The sequence below is a fragment of the Streptomyces sp. NPDC085931 genome, assembly GCF_044540565.1.
In the GTDB taxonomy this organism is placed as follows: domain Bacteria; phylum Actinomycetota; class Actinomycetes; order Streptomycetales; family Streptomycetaceae; genus Streptomyces.
In genome coordinates this window covers 49934-67761 of sequence record NZ_JBITSK010000008.1, presented here as the reverse complement: position 1 = coordinate 67761, position 17828 = coordinate 49934, and the positions used below count along the sequence as shown (strand labels likewise).

General features: G+C 72.4%; 11 protein-coding genes and 1 pseudogene. 4 read left to right on the top strand and 8 right to left on the bottom strand.

Annotation, left to right across the window (positions count from 1 at the left end):
- Positions 1-351 precede the first annotated feature (351 nt).
- Both ACIGAN_RS18385 and pcaB read left to right on the top strand, forming a co-directional pair.
- On the top strand, positions 352-2328 hold the full coding sequence (locus tag ACIGAN_RS18385; protein ID WP_399859180.1) for an FAD/NAD(P)-binding protein: 1977 nt from the start codon (positions 352-354) through the stop codon (positions 2326-2328).
- A complete protein-coding gene (gene pcaB / locus ACIGAN_RS18380; protein ID WP_399858701.1) occupies positions 2325-3740 on the top strand; it encodes a 3-carboxy-cis,cis-muconate cycloisomerase in 1416 nt (471 codons plus the stop codon). The genes ACIGAN_RS18385 and pcaB overlap by 4 nt, the downstream gene beginning before the upstream one ends.
- 40 nt (positions 3741-3780) lie before the next feature.
- On the opposite strand, the gene ACIGAN_RS18375 is transcribed toward pcaB, so the two are convergent.
- Both ACIGAN_RS18375 and ACIGAN_RS18370 read right to left on the bottom strand, forming a co-directional pair.
- Complete coding sequence (locus ACIGAN_RS18375; protein WP_399858698.1) at positions 3781-4764, bottom strand: DNA polymerase Y family protein; 984 nt, start codon at positions 4762-4764, stop codon at positions 3781-3783.
- Positions 4761-8255, bottom strand: coding sequence for a DNA polymerase III subunit alpha (locus ACIGAN_RS18370; RefSeq protein ID WP_399858695.1), 3495 nt, complete (start codon positions 8253-8255; stop codon positions 4761-4763). Before ACIGAN_RS18370 ends, ACIGAN_RS18375 begins: the two co-directional genes overlap by 4 nt.
- 152 nt (positions 8256-8407) lie before the next feature.
- Between ACIGAN_RS18370 and ACIGAN_RS18365 the strand changes: the two genes are divergently transcribed.
- Positions 8408-9412, top strand: a complete 1005-nt coding sequence (locus ACIGAN_RS18365) for a DUF3533 domain-containing protein (protein ID WP_399858693.1) — start codon at positions 8408-8410, stop codon at positions 9410-9412.
- Between the two features lie 46 nt (positions 9413-9458).
- On the opposite strand, the gene ACIGAN_RS18360 is transcribed toward ACIGAN_RS18365, so the two are convergent.
- From ACIGAN_RS18360 to ACIGAN_RS18345, 4 genes and pseudogenes are all read right to left on the bottom strand, one after another.
- Positions 9459-10541 carry a S1 family peptidase gene (locus ACIGAN_RS18360; RefSeq protein ID WP_399858690.1) on the bottom strand — a complete coding sequence of 361 codons (1083 nt, stop codon included), beginning with the start codon at positions 10539-10541 and terminating at the stop codon, positions 9459-9461.
- 348 nt (positions 10542-10889) lie between these two features.
- On the bottom strand, positions 10890-11795 hold the full coding sequence (locus tag ACIGAN_RS18355) for a S1 family peptidase (protein ID WP_365089650.1): 906 nt from the start codon (positions 11793-11795) through the stop codon (positions 10890-10892).
- A gap of 233 nt (positions 11796-12028) precedes the next feature.
- Positions 12029-12632: pseudogene (locus tag ACIGAN_RS18350) on the bottom strand (DUF1684 domain-containing protein); the annotation flags it as partial.
- A gap of 58 nt (positions 12633-12690) precedes the next feature.
- Positions 12691-13932 (bottom strand): DUF5685 family protein, encoded by a 1242-nt coding sequence (locus ACIGAN_RS18345; RefSeq protein WP_399858687.1) that lies wholly within the window; start codon positions 13930-13932, stop codon positions 12691-12693.
- 290 nt (positions 13933-14222) lie between these two features.
- On the opposite strand from ACIGAN_RS18345, the gene ACIGAN_RS18340 reads away from it, so the two are divergent.
- Positions 14223-14660 (top strand): cell division protein SepF, encoded by a 438-nt coding sequence (locus ACIGAN_RS18340; protein WP_365089655.1) that lies wholly within the window; start codon positions 14223-14225, stop codon positions 14658-14660.
- Positions 14661-14711: 51 nt separating this feature from the next.
- Here ACIGAN_RS18340 and ACIGAN_RS18335 read toward each other — a convergent pair whose 3' ends face one another.
- Together ACIGAN_RS18335 and ACIGAN_RS18330 are read right to left on the bottom strand one after the other, a co-directional pair.
- Positions 14712-15902, bottom strand: a complete 1191-nt coding sequence (locus ACIGAN_RS18335; RefSeq protein WP_399858684.1) for an acyl-CoA dehydrogenase family protein — start codon at positions 15900-15902, stop codon at positions 14712-14714.
- A gap of 115 nt (positions 15903-16017) precedes the next feature.
- Positions 16018-17619: an MFS transporter gene (locus ACIGAN_RS18330; protein WP_399858681.1), complete on the bottom strand. Its 1602-nt coding sequence runs from the start codon at positions 17617-17619 to the stop codon at positions 16018-16020.
- Positions 17620-17828 lie beyond the last annotated feature (209 nt).

Here is a 17828-nt window from a genome sequence, read left to right as displayed (position 1 = left end):
GCTCGCCACCGCCGGCAGCCGACGGTCCCTCACTGCCGGCATCTGACGGTCCCTCACGGACCTGACGGACTGGAAAGAGGCGCCTTGCCGCCGCCAGTACGGCATCGCCATGCTCTTGGCCATGGGATATCACTTATCCGCCGAGGCAACGGAAAGCGACCGTCCCGTCATCGAGGTCCCGGCCCGCAGGGGCGCGCACACGGACACATATCTCCGTCGCGCCTCCCGCCGACCACCTCGCCGACCATTCGTGGTCCGGCTGTGCGACATTCCCCCGGCAACCTTCGGCGGCCCGGCCGAAGGCCGCTGATTCCTCACTGGTTTCCTCCCCACCTGGAAGGGATTCCCTGCATGCACGGCAATTTCGAGGTGTGCATTGTCGGCGCGGGCCCGCGCGGGCTGTCGGTGCTCGAGCGCCTGCTGGCCAATGAGCGCACCGCACCGACGCATTCGGCTGTGACCGTGCATGTGGTGGATCCGGCCGCCCCGGGCGCGGGTGCCGTATGGCGCCCTGAGCAGTCCCAGCACCTGCTGATGAACACGGTGGCTTCGCAGATCACGGTCTTCACCGACGACAGCGCGCACATCGACGGGCCCATCGAGCCGGGCCCCACCCTGTACGAGTGGGCCAAGTCCCTCGCCCTGCTGGGCGACCCGGCCGACTTCGGCACGGAGGTCATGGAGGAGGCACGGAAGCTGGGGCCCGACTCCTATCCGACACGTGCCTTCTACGGCCACTACCTCAAAGGCTGCTTCGAGCGGATCGTGGCCTCGGCCCCGCACCATGTCACGGTACGGGTGCACCGTTCCCGCGCGGTGGCCGCCGCCGACACCCACGGCGTGCCCGGTGGGCCGCAGGGTGTGCGGCTCCAAGACGGCACTCGGCTGGACACACTGGACGCGGTCGTGCTGGCCCAGGGGCACGTCCCGGCGCGCCTGTCCTCGCGTGAAGCACGCACGGCGAGCCTGTCCCGCATTCACCACCTGACCTACATCACCCCCGCCAACCCCGCCGACCTGGACCTCAGCGGCATCAAGCCGGGCGAGAACGTACTGCTGCGAGGGCTGGGGCTGAACTTCTTCGATCACATGGCGCTGTTCACGGTGGGCCGTGGCGGCCGGATGGTACGAGAAGGCGACCGGTTGGTGTACCGGCCCTCGGGCCAGGAGCCGCGTCTGTTCGCGTTCTCCCGCCGCGGCGTGCCCTACCACGCGCGCGGGGAGAACGAGAAGGGTGCCACCGGTCGCTACTTCCCGCGCAAGCTGACCGCCGAGTACATCGCCGGTCTGCGGCGACGCGGTTCGGCCGGACAACCGGTCAACTTCACCGAGGACCTGTGGCCGTTGATCTCCCTGGAGGTGCAGAGCGTTTATTACAGTACGCTGCTGGCCTCCCGAGGAGACGCCGCGCTGCGGGAGGAATTCACCGAGGCTTTCCTCACCACGGAAACCGAAGGGGACCGGCGGGAACTGCTGGACGAGTACGGCATCCCGGCCGATCAGCACTGGAGTTGGGAGCGGCTTTCGCGACCGTACGGGGAGCGCGAGTTCACCGACCGCCGGGAATTCACCGCCTGGCTGCTGGACTACTTGCGGCGCGATGTCGCCGCAGCCCGGCTCGGCAACGTCAGCGGTCCTCTGAAAGCCGCCTTGGACGTGCTGCGTGACCTGCGCAACGAAATCCGTCTCGCCGTCGACCACGGAGGCCTCGAGGGGAACTCCCACCGGGACGACCTCGAGGGCTGGTACACGCCGTTGAACGCCTTCCTGTCGATCGGGCCGCCGGCGTCCCGCATCGAGGAGATGATCGCGCTGATCGAAGCGGGCGTGCTGACCGTGACGGGTCCGGGCACTCAGGTGCGGATCGACACCACCGCCCAGGTGTACGTGGCGCACTCGACGGTTGTGCCCGGTGAAGCGGTACGTGCCCGCGTCCTGATAGAGGCACGGTTGCCCGAGCCCGACCTGCGCCGCACGGAGGACCCTCTGCTCAAGCACCTGCTGGATACGGACCAGGCGGCGCCGTACCGGATCGCGACCGCTGACGGCACCGGTTACGTGACCGGAGGACTCGCGGTGACCGAGCGGCCCTACCGGCTGCTGGACGGACGAGGCCGCCCTCACCCCCGCCGATTCGCGTACGGGGTGCCCACGGAAGCGGTGCACTGGGTGACGGCAGCGGGCATCCGGCCCGGGGTGGACTCGGTGACGCTCGGCGACTCCGACGCGATCGCCCGTGCCGTTCTCGCCCTGCCGCAGACGGCGCACGTACCGGCGGAAGTGCGTCGGGTGGACGCCGAAGGGGAGCTGTCCGGGGTGATCGTGTGACACTCACGCACGCGACTCCGGCCACCGCGACGCACCTGACGGATGCCGGCCTGCTCGCACCGGTGCGCGCGGGCACGCGGGTGGAGGCCGCCACCAGTGACCTGGCCTGGGTACAGGCCATGCTGGACGCGGAAGCGGCGCTCGCCCGCGCACAGGCGAAGGTGGGTACGCTCCCCGCTGCGGCGGCCGAGGTGATCACGCGAGTGGCTCGTGCCGACCGGCTCGATGTCAGAGCACTGGCGCTGGCGGCGCGGGAGACGGCCAACCCGGTGGTCGGCCTGGTGCAGGCGTTCACCGAGGTCGTCGCGGCCGAGGACCCCGAGGCAGCCGAGTACGTGCACCGGGGCTCGACCAGCCAGGACGTGCTCGACACCGGCACCATGCTCGTCGCGAGGAGGACACTCGACCTGATCCTCGCCGATCTGCGGCGTACGGCCGATGCGCTGACAGCGCTGGCGACAGCACACCGGCGGACTCCCGCCGTCGCACGTACCCTGGCGCTGCACGCCGTACCGACCACCTTCGGGCTGCGCGCCGCCGGCTGGCGGGAGTTGGTGCTGGACGCGCAGGAGCGCGTCGCCCGCGTCCAGCGGAACCTCCCCGCCTCCCTGGGCGGAGCGGCGGGCACGCTGGCTGGATACCTGGAGTACGCGGCACTCGCCGAGGGGGGCACCCTGGCCGACCCGGACGGCTACGTGACAGGGCTGGTGGACGCCTATGCCGACGAAACGGGACTGGCCCGGCCGGCACTGCCCTGGCACGCGCTGCGCACACCCGTGGCCGACCTGGCCGCTGCACTGGCCTTCGCCGCCGGGGCGCTCGGCAAGATCGCCGTGGACGTCCAGGCGTTGACCCGTACCGAGGTGGGTGAGGTCACCGAACCGGCCGCGTCCGGCCGCGGTGCCTCTTCGGCCATGCCGCACAAGCGCAACCCCGTGCTCGCGACGCTCGTTCGCAGTGCCGCGCTGCAAGTGCCCGCCCTCTCGGCGGCACTGGCACAGTGCCTGGTCACCGAGGACGAACGGTCCGCCGGGGTGTGGCACGCGGAGTGGCCGCTGCTCCGGGACTGTCTACGGCTGACCGGTGGCGCCGCGCAGACCGCTGCGGAACTCGTCGAAGGGCTGAAGGTGCGGCCGGACCGCATGCGCTCCAACCTGGACTTGACGGACAGTCAGGTGGTGTCCGAGCGGCTGGTCGCCCATCTGGCGCCCGCCTTGGGCAAGGCCCCTGCCAAAGCGCTGCTGACGCGCGCCACGCAGGAAGCGCAGACCACGGGGCAGCCCTTGGCCACGGTGCTCGCCCGCATGCCGGAAGTGCCCCGCTCGCTTGTGGACCGGCTGGTCACGCTGTGCGACCCGACCGACTACACGGGCGCTGCGGCCGTACTGGTGGAGCAGGCCTTGCGGCGCTGAGAGGCCGTTCCTCCTGCGGACTACGTGCCGAACCACACGCCTACGCCGCCACCCCGCCCAACCCCCCGGGCATCACCGCCCGCGGCCCGAACTTCGCCCGCGCGCGGTCCGCGACCTCCTCGATGCGCCGGACCTTCTCGTCCACGGGGTCGAAGGTCAGCTGGTGGGCGGCCTGCTCGGCGGGGTCGAGCCCCTCGGCGCGCAGGGCGATCGCCCGCACCCGGGCGCGTTGCAGCCCGAGCGCCTCGTACATGCCGTACGCGGTCCTGGTCAGCGCCGGCGAGTGCGCGGTCGGCTCGGTCAGGGTGCGGCTGCGGGTGGTGGCCGAGCGGTCGGCGTAGCGCACGGTCAGGGTGAGCGAGCGGCAGACCTTCTCCAGGGCGCGCAGCCGGGCGCCGATCTCCTCGACGGCCGAGAGCAGCGCCCGGCGGTGCCGGTCCGGGTCCAGCTCGTCGCGCCCGAAGGGGCGTTCGGCGGCGAGGGAGCGGGAGACGGCGTTCGGTACGACCCGGCCGCGGTCGACACCGCTCGCCTTCTCGCGCAGCTCGCGGCCCGCCTTCGCGCCGACCAGCCGCTGGAGCGTGGACAGCGGCGCGGCGGCGACCCGGCCGAGGGTGTCGAGGCCGTAGTCGGTCAGGGTGCGCGCGGTCGCGGCGCCCACGCCGGGCAGCACCGAGACCGGCTGGTCCGCGAGGAACTCCGCGATGGCGTCCGGCTCCCCGGGCACCGCGCACGTCACCCCGGGCACGGCGTGACGCAGCGCCACCCGGGCCAGCATCGGCCCGGGCCCCGCGCCGATCACGCAGTCCACGCCGTACAGGGCGAGGGCGCGCACCCGGATCACCGAGGCCAGTTCGACGGCGTCCCGCCCGAAGTACCGCTCGGCGCCCCGCAGATCGGCCAGGGCCCCGTCCGGGGGCAGGGCCTGGACGACGGGGGTGAACTCCTCCAGCAGCCCGAGCAGCCGCGGCAGATCGGCCTCGCTCGTCGGAGGCAGCTGGAAACGTACGCAAAGAATGGTCATCCCGCACTCCCCGGACTCCGGTGCCACAACTTCCTTCCCACCGCGGGTCCTTCACCCGCGGGACGCAGATCGGCCCAGGGGTGCATCTCGTACCCCGTGGCCATGCGGATCCTCCGCCGCTCCATCGGGTCCTGGGCGGCGGAACCCGTCGGCGCGGGCGCGCCCTCCGACCCGGCGAGCCGCCGGCGCGCGGCCCCCTCGCCGTCGTCACCGAAACCGTCGCCACCGCCGGCCTCCCCGCCCCCGGCCAGCCGGGCCGCGACCCCCTCGAGCCCTTCCTCCCGGCGCACGTCGAGCAGGTCCGCGAGGTTCCAGACGGCGCTGCCCACCACGCTGAAACTGCGCGGCCCGCGCCGTTGCACCACCCCGCGCACCAGCAGCAGCCAGGAGTGGAAGACGGTGTGGGCGCAGGCGTCGTGGGAGTCGTCGAAGAAGGCGAGGTCAACCAGGCCCGTGCCGTCGTCCAGGGTGGAGAAGATGACCCGCCGGCCGGACCGGACCGGCGGTGTCTGGGTGGCCGCCTTGGCGCCCGCGACCAGCACCGTCTCGCCGTGCCGCACCTCGCGCAGCCGACGGGCCGACACCACGCCCAGTTCGTCGAGGAACGGCCGGTGGTCGTCCATGAGATGGCGCGAGGCGTCCATGGAGAGCACACCCAGCTCGGCACTGAGCCGTTCCGAGGAGGTGAGGTCGGGCAGTCCCGCCGGGGCCGTCTTCCGCCCGCCGGCCAGCGGCAGCTGGCCACCGCCTCCGCCCCGCGCGCCCCGGTGCAGTTCGGTCAGGTGCAGTTGCAGGTCCCGGCGGTTGGCGCCGAACGCGTCCAGCGCGCCCACCTGCGCGAGCCGCTGGGCCAGCGGACGGCTGGGCCGGCCCCGCTCCCAGAAGTCGAGCAGTGAGGCGTACGGCTGGCCCTCGGCGATCCGCGCCGCCTCGGCCTCGCTGATGCCGTGCACATCGGAGAGCGCCAGCCGCAGACCCCACTTACCGGACACCAGTTCGATACGGTGGGCGACCCCCGACTTGTTCACGTCCAGCGGCAGCACGGGCACCCCGCGCCGCCGCGCGTCCGCCAGCAGCAGCCGCTTCGGGTACATCCCGGGGTCGTGCGTGAGCAGGCCCGCGTAGAAGGCGGCCGGGTGATGCGCCTTCAGCCACGCCGACTGGTACGTCGGCACGGCGAAGGCGACCGCGTGCGCCTTGCAGAAGCCGTAGGAACCGAAGGCCTCGACGATCTCCCAGGTGCGCTGAATCGTTTCCGCGTCATAGCCGTTCGCCGCCGCGTGCTGGGCGAACCACACCTTGATCCGCCCCTGCGACTCGGCGTCGGACAGCCCGCGCCGCACCCGGTCGGCCTCGCCGCGCCCGCAGCCGGTCATGATGTCGACGATGTCGATGATCTGCTCGTGGAAGACGACGACCCCGTACGTCTCCTTCAGCGGCCCTTCCAGATCCGGGTGCGGGTAACGGACGGGCGCCCGCCCGTGCCGGGCCTCGATGAACGGCCGCACCATGTCGGCGGCGACCGGCCCGGGCCGGAACAGCGAGATGTCGACGACGAGATCGTGGAAGCCGGCCGGCTGCAGCCGCCCGACCAGGTCCCGCTGCCCGGGCGACTCGATCTGGAAGCAGCCGAGCGTCTCGGTGGACCGGATCAGCCGGTAGGTCTCCGGGTCCCCCTCGGGCAGGGCGTCCAGGTCGACCTTCTCCCCCGAGACCCGCTCCACCTCCCGCACCGCGTGCGCCATGGCCGACTGCATCCGCACGCCCAGCACGTCCAGCTTCAGCAGCCCGAGGTCCTCGACGTCGTCCTTGTCGAACTGCGACATCGGCAAGCCCTCGCCGCTGGTCGGCACGACCGGCGTGCGCGCGAGCAGGGAGGCGTCGGACAGCAGCACCCCGCACGGGTGCATGGCGACCCCGCGCGGCAGGGCGTCCAGCGCCTCGACCAGCTCCCACAGCCTGCCGTACTTCTCCTTCTCCCCGGCCAGCGCGCGCAGCTCGGGCAGTTCCTCCAGCGCGGCCCGGGCGTCCCGCGCCCGGATGTGCGGAAAGGATTTGGCGATCCGGTCGATCTCGGCCGGGTCCATGGACAGGGCGGCCCCCACGTCCCGGATCGCGTGCCGTACGCGGTACGTCTCCGGCATCGCGACCGTGGCGACCCGCTCGGCGCCGAACCGGCCGATGATCTTGCGGTACACCTCCAGCCGGCGCGCGGACTCCACGTCGATGTCGATGTCGGGCAGCACGACCCGCTCCTTGGACAGGAACCGCTCCATCAGCAGCCGGTGCTCGATCGGGTCGGCGTGCGCGATGCCGAGCAGATGGTTGACCAGCGACCCGGCCCCGGACCCCCGGGCGGCCACCCGGATACCCATCTCCCGGACGTCGTCGACCACCTGGGCGACGGTGAGGAAGTAGGAGGCGAACCCGTGGTGGGCGATGATGTCCAGCTCGTGGTGCATCCGCTCCCAGTACTCCCGCCGCCGCTCGTACCCGCGCAGCACCATCCCCGCCGCCGCCCGTGAGGCCAGGGCCCGCTGGGCGGTGCGGCGCCCGGCGCCGACCAGGTGCGGCTCGGGGAAGCGGACGGTGCCGATCCCGAGGTCGTCCTCGGGGTCGACCCGGCACGCGGCGGCGGTGGCCGCGGTCTGCTCCAGCAGCCGGTGCGCGAGCTCCCGCCGGAACCCGGCGGCCTCCACGATCCGCTCGGCCGCGTGCGCCATGGCCTCCGGGTCCTTGAGCCAGGCCTCGCCGGAGTCCAGCTCCCTGGTGGGGTCGATGGGCACCAGGCGCCGGGCCGCGTCCAGGACGTCGGCGACCGGCCCCATCCCGGGGTCGGCGTACCGTACGGCGTTGGTGAGCACGGGCCGGACGCCCTGCTCGGCGGCGAACCCGACGGTACGGGCGGCCAGCCGCAGCGATCCGGGGCCGGTCCCGTTCCGGCCGTGCCAGACCGCCTCCAGCCGCAGGTCGTCGCCGTAGACCTCGCGCCAGGGCGCCAGCAGCCGGGCCGCCCGGTCGGGGCGTCCCGCGGCCAGGGCGCGCCCGACGTCGGAGCCGGGCCCGAGCAGCACGGTCAGCCCCTCGCCCCGGTTGCGTTCCCAGGGCAGCAGGGGCGTCGCTCCCTCGCCCTCGTGCGCCGCCGAGACGAGCCGGCACAGCGCGGCCCACCCCCGGGCTCCGTCCCGGGCGAGGAAGACCGCGCGGGGGGCGGACTCGTCGACGAAGGCGCCTCCCCTCACCGGGGTCCGGCGCCGCTCCTGCTTCCCGGCCCCGAGCCCGACCGCCAGGTCCGCCCCGAACAGCGGACGGATCCCCTGCCCGGCGCACGCCTTGGCGAACCGGACGGCACCGGCGACCGTGTCGCGGTCGGTGAGGGCCAGGGCTTCCATGCCCCGCTCGGAGGCACGTTCGGCCAGCCGTTCCGGGTGCGAGGCTCCATGGCGCAACGAGAATCCGGAGACGGTGTGCAGATGCGTGAACCCCGGCACACGCACCTCCCGCACTCGTGAGCAACCTGCTCTCGAACATCTGTTCCCAGCTACCTCACCCCCACCATACCCCCATCCTCGAATGTATGTGCGACATCCGTTCGGCCCCGCCCCACCTGCGGAAACACCCGGCGGCCCCCGACCGTGGAGGCATGCCGCCCCGCTCGTTCCGCGCCGAGGTGACCGACGCCGTCACCCCCCGTGCCACCCTGCTCATCCTCGGTGTGGTCGCGCTCCAGCTGCTCTTCATCGCCTCCTACGTGGGGGCGCTGCACGACCCGAAACCCCGGGACGTGCCGATCGGCGTGGTGGCCCCGCGGGCCGCGGCCGAGCAGACGGCGACCCGCCTGGCACGGCTCCCCGGCTCCCCCCTGGACCCCCGCACGCTGCCGGACGAGAGGACGGCCCGGGACCGGATCCGCAACCGCGACATCGACGCCGCCCTGATCGTCGACCCGTCCGGCACCACCGACACGCTCCTGGTCGCCTCCGGCGGCGGCCGGGTCCTGTCCACCACGCTGACGGCCCTCGTCACGAAGCTGGAGAAGTCCGAGCGGCGCGCCCTGCGCACCGTCGACGTGATCCCGTCCGCGCCCCACGACCCCAACGGCCTGTCGTCCTTCTACCTGGTGATCGGCTGGTGCGTGGGCGGCTACCTGGGCGCCGCGGCCCTCGCCGTCAGCGCCGGCGCCAAGCCCTCCAACCTCTCCCGTGCCGCGATCCGCCTGGGGGCGACGGCCCTGATCGCGATCGTCGGCGGCCTCGGCGGAGCCCTCATCGCCGGCCCGGTCCTCGACGCCCTCCCCGGCGGCACGGCCGCCCTCTGGGGCCTGGGCGCGCTGGTCATCTTCGCCGTGGGAGCGGCCACCCTCGCTCTGCAGGGCCTCTTCGGCACGATCGGCATCGGCCTGGTCATCCTGCTGGTGGTCGTCCTCGGCAACCCGAGCGCGGGCGGCGCCCTGCCCCCACCCCTGCTCCCGCCCTTCTGGCAGGCGATCGGCCCGGCCCTGCCCCCGGGCGCCGGCACCTGGTCGGCCCGCTCGATCGCCTACTTCGACAGCAACGCGATGACCGGCCCCCTCCTCGTACTGGCGGCCTGGGCAGCGGTCGGCACAGCCGTCACGATGGCGGCGGCGACGCGCCGCAGGACGCCGTGAAAGCCCCGCCCCCGGAGCAAGGGGGGCGGGGCTCACCGACGTACGATCAGCCGATCTGCGTCCCCGTGGCGGACAGCGCCTCGGTCACCGGCTGGAAGAACGTCTCCCCGCCGGAGGTGCAGTCGCCGCTGCCACCGGACGTGAGCCCGATCGCCTTGTCACCCGAGAACAGCGAACCACCGCTGTCCCCCGGCTCGGCGCACACGTCGGTCTGGATCAGCCCGTTCACGATGTCGCCGTTGCCGTAGTTCACCGTGGCGTCCAGTCCCGTGACCTTCCCGTCGTGCACCTGCGTGGTCGACCCGCTCCGGGTGACCTGCATGCCGACGGTCGCCTCAGCGGCACCGGAGATCTTCTGAGTGGACCCGTCGTAGAGGTTCACCTCGCTCGGGTGGGCCACGTCCGCGGTGTACTCGACCAGCCCGTAGTCGTCGCCCGGGAAGCTGGAGTCCGCGTTGGTCCCGATCTGGTTGCCGCTGGAGTCGGACCACGTGGAGATGCCCTCGGTGCAGTGCCCCGCGGTGAGGAAGAAGGGCTTGCCGCCCTTGACCACGTTGAAGCCCAGCGAGCAGCGGCCGCTGCCCCCGGTGATCGCGTCGCCACCGGCGATGAAGGGCTTGTACTCCCCCCGCGTCCGCTTCAGTTCGGCCTTCGCCCCGAGCCCGTCCACGACCTTCGTCAGGGTCGCCCACTCGGCCTCGGTAACCGTGCGGTCGGCGGTCACCACGACCTTGTTCGTCGTCGGGTCGGTCACCCAGGAGGTACCCGGGATCGTCGCGTCCCGCTTCAGCGTGCTGCGGGCGCTCCTGAGCTCGGCGAGGGAGTTCGCCACGACTCTCGCCTCGGCGCCGGCCTGCTCGACGGCCCGCGCGGCGGCCTCGTCCAGCACGTTCACCACGAGGGTCCGGCTCTCGGTGTCGTAGTACGTCCCGGCCGAGTCGGCGCCCAGGTCCTGCGCCAGCGTCGAGGCGAGCTTTCCGGCCGCCGTGACGGACAGCGTGCGGGGTGCGGACGCCTCAGGGGTCTCACTGGCGTTCGCGGTCTGGAACGTCACTCCCGCGGCGACGAGTGCGGCGATGCCCGCACCGGCCACGGCTGCACGCCGCCCGGGTATGCGTCGGTGCTTCAACTTCTGTCCTCCTGTGGGGGGTCGGCCCGGGAGGTTGTGGGGACCTGGCCGGACCGGAAGGCTTCGTTGACGAGCGCCCACTATTCCGAGGCCAACGGGGAGCACACAAGGGTGAGTTCGAGACGCGCGTAGACAGCGCTTCGCACGCCCCCTTACTTTGACCGTCCATGGTCAAATCGGACCCAATCAACTCCCGTTCCCACTGCAAACATTACGCGCGAGTAATATGTGCGCACTCTGTGCGGTCTGCGCCTGGCTGATTTTCGCCCCTGCCGCACCACGAGAAAGGCCCCCGCGCGCCGAAGCGCACGGGGGCCCAGGATGCTGCGAACTGCGAGCCGGACCGGCCTAGTAGACGCTGACGCCGTAGGCGCTCAGGGCCTCGGTGACCGGCTGGAAGAACGTCGTGCCACCGGAGGAGCAGTTGCCGCTGCCGCCGGAGGTCAGACCGTACGCGGTGCCGTTGCTGCCGTAGAGCGGGCCGCCGGAGTCGCCGGGCTCGGCGCAGACCGTGGTCTGGATCAGGCCGGAGACGACGTCGCCGCCGCCGTAGTTGACGGTGGCGTTGAGGGCGGTGACCCGGCCGCTGTGCGTACCGGTCGTGGAACCGTCGCGGATGACGGTGGTGCCCACACTCGGCGTGGCCGCGCGCGTGATGTCCACGCCGTTGGCGGTGCCGGGCCGGCTGACGGAGCCGCTGTAGCGGACGATGCCGTAGTCGTTGCCCGGGAAGCTGGAGCCGGTCGTCGAGCCGATGACCGTGGTGCGGCCGGAGTTGGAGTACCAGGTGCCCGCGCCGTCCGTGCAGTGGCCGGCGGTCAGGAAGAACTGCTGACCGCTGCTGTTCTGCACGTTGAAGCCGAGGGAGCAGCGCCAGCTGCTCGCGTAGATGGCGTCGCCGCCCTGGATCAGCTTGTTGAACTTGCCCGGCGTGCGCTTGATCGTCAGCGCGTCGGCGTTGCCGCCGGCCTGCTGCTTGATCTTCGCGATCTCGGCCTGGCTGACCGTGCTGTCGACCGTGACGAGCACGCGGTTGGTCTTGCTGTCGACGGCCCAGGCGGTGCCCGGGATGTCGGCCTTCAGCAGGGAGCTGCTGGCGCTCTTGAGTTCGGCAGCGCTGAAGGTGCTGGGGGTGTCGGCCGCGTTCGCGCTGGGGATCGCGATCGCTGCAGCGGCGACGAGGCCGGTGGAGACGGCGATCAGCCGGGTCCGTCTCGAGATGCCGCTACGGGGGGTGGTGCGCTTGATCCTCACTTTTCGTTCCTCCACAAAGGAAGTCGGGGGCCCTCGTGGGGTTGCGGGCCCGTGAGGCGCAGTCCGGGAACGGCTGTCCGGATTCCGAACACACCGTGTCCCTGACAAGCGCTGAGGGGGAGTATTCGGCCGAACGGACGGTCGGCGCAAGGGTGCCTTTCGGCCGTCAACCTTTGAACGATCTTTGCGTTCAGTCCCTCGGAACCCACCTGTCACGCACGTGTGCGTTCCGAGGCGCAGGGCGGCAGCAGCGCCCGGTTGAACTCGACTGTCGTGCGCCCCCCGGCGTCCGGTGCGCCGGGCCGCGGGAACCGGAAGCGGTGACTGCCGTTGCCGCTGGTCGCGTCGGCGAACACGCCCGCAGCGAACCGTCCTGCTCGACCGTCACCTGAACGCCCTTCTCCCGGCCGTCCCGCGCGAAGGTCAGCTCCCCGCCGAGCCCGAGGCCCCGCTCGCGCCCGTCGGCGTTCGGCACCCGAACGGTACGAGCGCCGCCACCGCAGGGCGGGAAACGCCCCGGCACCCCCCAGCGCGGGACGTACGGCGTGGCCCGCAGGCCGCGGAACACCCGGCGCGCAGAGGGCTCCGGGTCGTAGTCCCGCACCCCCCACGCCCCCTCGCGCATCAGCACAACCAGCCGGGATCGCCGTACGCCACCCGCGCCCGGCCGGTCGGTCCCGGGTCGGCCGTGAGCCGCACCTCGCCGGCGAACGGCCGTTCGTCCACCGTGAGGACGTCCGTTTCGGCGGCGTTCAGCACGACCGCGTCCCCGTCGGCCCGCCAGACCGCCGGGATGTCCGGAAGTCGACCGTCCGGATCGTCCGGGAGCCAGTGGGTCTATGACGAGGGCGAGCGGCCCCTCGTCATACGGGCGGCCCTGCCACAGGAGGCCGGGTCAGCCGTCGCAGGGGCAGCAGCAGTCGCAGCCGTCGCAGTCGCAGTCCCGGCAGCAGCCCTCGCGCTTCTTCCGGGACCACGGCCCCTCGTACTCCTTGGCGCAGCACAGCCGGCAGGTGCAGCACAGCAGCCAGAACATCCCGCAGCCGGCCCAGAACCCGCGCCGCGGCGGCTGGGGCACCGGCGCGCCCCCGCTGAATCCGCCCCCGCCGAAGCCGCCCCCGCCGGGACCGCCCCCGCCGAACGGGTTCCCTCCCCCGCCCGCATAGGGGTGCTGCGGAGAGCCGTACGCCCCCTGCTGCCCGTACGCCCCCTGCTGCCCGTACGGTCCCTGCGGCGGCTGCTGCCCGTACGGTCCGCCGCCCTGGTGCGAGGCGCACACCGGCACCGTGCCGAACGCCCGGTCCACCGAACGCCGCAGTTCGTGCACGAGCAGCAGGTGCACGAGCTTCGCGTCGGCGAACTCGGCGTCGCGCAGCGCGAGTCGCACCCCCTGTACCGCGTCCTCGGCGAGCCGCCGGACCTCCGTCAGGGGCGTACCCGTGGCGGCGATCGGGTTCCAGGCGCCGGACGCGGCGTCGGCGTGCAGGTCCTCCACGGCGTCCAGGAGATGGGCGAGGCGCCCGAAGAGCCGCCCGGCCTCGGCGAGCGGCCCCGCGTTGTGCGGCCGGCCGGCGAGGACGGCCGTGTGCGCGAAGGCGGCGGCGGTCGCGGTCTCGGTCGGTTCGGTGACCGTCAGCAGCGGCGTCCCGGGCCCGGCCAGCGCCTCGATGCCGCTCTGCCGGTCCACGGCGTCGACCAGGACGGCCGTGTCGAAGCCGACGGCGGAGCCGGTGCGCGCCCCGGCGCGGTCCCAGCCGGCGGCGACCCGGCGCGCGGCGCGTGCGACCGGCGCGCGGGCCAGCAGCCCGTCACCGTCGACGACGTGGTCGCGCACCTTGGCGGAGGCCAGCACCAGTGAGACGGCCGCGGCGAGCCGCGCGCCCTCGCCGTGCGCGACGGAGGCGGTGCGCATCCCGCGCAGCGGGCACGGTCCGGCCGTGCGCCGCCCCGCACCGGGCAGCCCGGTCTGAGCCTCCGTCAAAACCGATATGAGGAGACCGTCATAGTTCGTCACGATGCGCGCGAACTGTCCGTGATCTCCGCGCAGTGCGAGACAGAGTCCGCACAAATGCGCCATCCACTGACTGGTGAGCTTCTCCCCGAGATGGTGTCTGCAGGGCCTGACGATTCCGAACACGGCGCTCCCCCGAGCTTCGTTGCGACGCTGAGCTGCGGCATCGTATCGGCCCGCGCATTCACCCGTACGCCCCGGCCGTCACCCGGACGCCGAGAAGAATCATATTTCACTCACAGTCAGCAGCCGTTTGGGAAACGACCCTTGGGACATACGGACTCTCGACGGATTCGCTGTGCACCAGTACCGTCACAAACCCCCCGCGCGGCGTCTATCCACTTGGCGCGCCATCCGCATCATGGACGACCATAGGGATGCGGAAAGCAGAAAGACCGCTGTGAGAGGAGGCGTCCATGGGATCGGTACGCAAGGCAAGTGCCTGGCTTGGCCTCGTCGACGACAACGAAGACGAGCGTTACTACGACGACGACTACTCCGACGGGCCCGAGACCGGGGAGGCCTGGGTCACCGATCCGCGGGTCAGGGTGGCCTCGGACGTCGCCGAGGAGAAGGGCCGCCGCATCGGCACGGTGACCCCGGACAGCTTCCGGGACGCCCGGGCGATCGGCGAGCTGTTCCGCGAGGGCGTGCCCGTCATCATGAACCTCACGGCCATGGAGGCCGCCGACGCCAAGCGCGTGGTCGACTTCGCGGCCGGACTCATCTTCGGTCTGCGCGGTTCGATCGAGAGAGTGTCGACCCGCGTGTTCCTGCTGACCCCCGCCCACACGGAGATCGTGAACGGCGACCCGGCCGCGCACCGCGCGGACGGCTTCTTCAACCAGAGCTAGGGCAGGGCCGCTCACCGGCCCTGCCTCCGCGCAGGGTGTACCGGACCGGGTCTACCGGAAGGCGTCGAGTCCGGTGAGCGCCTTGCCCAGCACGAGCTGGTGCATCTCGACGGTGCCCTCGTAGGTGAGCACCGACTCCAGGTTCGTGGCGTGCCGCATGACGGGGTATTCCAGGGAGATCCCGTTGGCCCCGAGGATCGTGCGGGCCGTGCGGCAGATCTCGATCGCCTCCCGCACGTTGTTGAGCTTGCCGAAGCTGACCTGCTCGGGACGCAGGCGGCCGGCGTCCATCCGCCGCCCCAGATGGTGGGCGAGCAGAATCCCCTTGTGCAGTTCCACCGCCATGTCGGCGAGTTTGGCCTGGGTGAGCTGGAAGCCGCCGATGGGCCGCCCGAACTGCTCCCGTGACTTCGCGTAGTCGACCGCCGCCTCGAAGCAGCTGCGGGCCGCGCCCATGGCGCCCCAGACGATCCCGTACCGGGCGTGGGACAGGCAGCTGAGCGGTCCGCGCAGGCCGGTGACGTCCGGCAGGACGGCGTCGGCGGGCAGCCGTACGTCGTCCAGGACCAGCTCGCTGGTGACGGAGGCGCGCAGGGACCACTTGTGCTTGATCTCCGGCGCGGAGAAGCCGTCGCTGTCGGCGGGCACGGCGAAGCCGCGGATCCCCTCCTCGGTCTGCGCCCACACGACGGCGACGCCGGCGACCGAGCCGTTGGTGATCCACATCTTGCGGCCGTTGAGGATCCAGTCCGTGCCGTCGCGCTTGGCGTACGTGCGCATGGAGGCGGGGTCGGAGCCGTGGTCGGGCTCGGTGAGCCCGAAGCAGCCGATGACCTCGCCGGCCGCCATGCGGGGCAGCCACCGCTGCTTCTGCTCCTCGCTGCCGAAGCGGTGGATGGCGTACATGGCGAGGGAGCCCTGCACGGAGACGAGGGAGCGGATGCCGGAGTCGGCGGCCTCCAGTTCCAGGCAGGCCAGGCCGTACTGCACGGCGCTCGCCCCGGCGCAGCCGTAGCCCTCCAGGGACATGCCGAGGGCGCCGATGCTCCCGAGCTCCCTGGCCAGCTCCCTGATGTCCGGCAGTTCGCCCGCTTCGTACCACGCGGCGACGTGCGGCAGCACCCGGTCGGCGGCCCAGGACCGCACGGTGTCCCTGATGCCGAGGTCCTCCGGCTCCAGCAGGTCGTCCAGCCCGAGGGGGTCGGCGGGATCGAAGGGAGGCAGCTTGGACGAACCGGACATGATCGACATCCCTCCGAGACTCTTCAACTAGCACTGCTAGCCAAGACGCTACGGCCTTGGCCCGCCCCCGCACCACCCGTACCGGCGGGGCGGCGCGCGGCGGGATGAAGGGGTGTCATACCGAGACGCGGGACTCCGCCGCGTCCCTCTGCGCGGGCACCTCCACCGGCCCCGCCTCACACTGCATGACCCGCGGCAACCGCAGCGCCATCGCCGCCCCCAGCAGCAGCAACCCCGCACTCACCAGCAACGTCACATGCAGCCCGTGCACGAACGCGTCCCGCGCGGCATGCCGCAGGGCGATCCCGGCCGCCCCGCCCAACTGCGCGGCAACCTCGTACGCCTCCCCCAGCGAATGTCCCGCCGCCGACGACGCCGCGTCCGGAACGCCCGGCACACCCGACAGCCCCGGGGCGTACGCCGCGTTCATCACCGTGCCCAGCAGGGCGATCCCGATCCCCGCCCCGAGCTGGTACGACGTCTCCCCGATCGCGGCCGCCCCGCCGGCCTGCTCCGGCGGCGCCTCGCTCAGCATCGACTCGTAGGCCCCGAACAGCGTCGTCTCCAGACCGAAGCCCAGCAGTACGAACCCGCCCAGCATCAGCGCGCAGTCGTCGGTCCGCCCCAGCGCCGTGAGCAGCACCACCGCGAACGCCGTCAGGCAGAACCCGGCGCACACCATCCGTCGCGGCCCGAACCGCCGCAGCATCCGCGCCCCGGCCAGCCCGGCCGCCATCGCCGCGAACGTCAGCGGCAGCAGCCGCAGCCCCGTCTCCAGCGGCGACAGCCCGAGCACCAACTGCAGGTACTGCGCCGCGATCAGCTCCAGTCCCACCAGCGCGAGCATCGCCAGCACGATGCACCCGACGGACGTGCTGAAGGCCGGCCGCGCGAACATCGTGAGGTCGACCAGCGGGTGCGTCCGCCGCCGCTGCCGTCGCACGAACGCGATCAGCAGCGCCGCGCCCACCACCAGCGGCAGCACGGTCGCCAGGCCCGCCGCCGGCTCCCCGCCGCCGAGCCGCTTCACGCCCAGGACCACGCCGAACAGGCCGGCCGCCGCCATCAGCGCGCCGACCACGTCCCAGGGCCCGTCGCGCTCGCCCTTGGACTCGGGCAGCAGCAGCCGGCCCACCGGGAGGCTGACCAGCATCAACGGAATGTTGACGAGGAAGACCGAGCCCCACCAGAAGTGCTCCAGCAGGAAGCCGCCGAGCAGCGGCCCGACCGCCGCGCCCACCGCGGCCACGGCGCTCCAGACGCCGATCGCGAGCGCCCGCTCGCGCCGGTCGGGGAAGACCTGCCGCAGGATCGACAGCGTCGCGGGCATGATCATCGCGCCGCCGACGCCGAGCAGCGCCCGCGCCACGATCAGCACCTGGGCGGTGTCGGCCAGGGCCGCCAGGCCCGAGGCGACGCCGAACAGCGCGTAGCCGAGGAGCAGGATCCGTCTGCGGCCGACGCGGTCGCCGAGCGTGCCGAAGAGGATCAGCAGCGAGGCGCAGACCAGCGGGTAGACATCGACGATCCAGAGCAGTTCGATCCCGCCGGGCCTGAGGTCCTCGCTGACGGCGGGGACCGCCACGTGCAGCACCGTGGCGTCCACGGCGACCAGCAGCAGGCTGACGCAGAGGACGACCAGAACCACCCAGCGGTTGGCACCGGCCCCGGCCGCCCGACGGCGCAGCGCAGCGGCGGCCGTGGTCGTCCCGGACATGTACGTACCTCCAAGATGTTCCTCGCGATCGGCGGGCTCACGGGGTGGGGAACGCCCCCGCGACTCGGCCGGAGAGGAGCGGTGGTCTCCGGCCCGCGCAAACGGAACAGCGAGTGACACGTCAGCGTACGCGAGTCCGCGCCGGTGCCTAGTGGCGGACCTCTCACACATCCCGCGCGGGGATGTGGCGTACGCCACTGTCCTCTCCG

Excerpts from the sequence above, each read along its gene's own strand:
- ACIGAN_RS18385 (WP_399859180.1), top strand. The coding sequence starts at position 352 with ATGCACGGCAATTTCGAGGTGTGCATTGTCGGCGCGGGCCCGCGCGGG.
- ACIGAN_RS18375 (WP_399858698.1), bottom strand. The coding sequence starts at position 4,764 with ATGACCATTCTTTGCGTACGTTTCCAGCTGCCTCCGACGAGCGAGGCC.
- ACIGAN_RS18365 (WP_399858693.1), top strand. The coding sequence starts at position 8,408 with ATGCCGCCCCGCTCGTTCCGCGCCGAGGTGACCGACGCCGTCACCCCC.
- ACIGAN_RS18340 (WP_365089655.1), top strand. The coding sequence starts at position 14,223 with ATGGGATCGGTACGCAAGGCAAGTGCCTGGCTTGGCCTCGTCGACGAC.
- ACIGAN_RS18335 (WP_399858684.1), bottom strand. The coding sequence starts at position 15,902 with ATGTCCGGTTCGTCCAAGCTGCCTCCCTTCGATCCCGCCGACCCCCTC.
- ACIGAN_RS18330 (WP_399858681.1), bottom strand. The coding sequence starts at position 17,619 with ATGTCCGGGACGACCACGGCCGCCGCTGCGCTGCGCCGTCGGGCGGCC.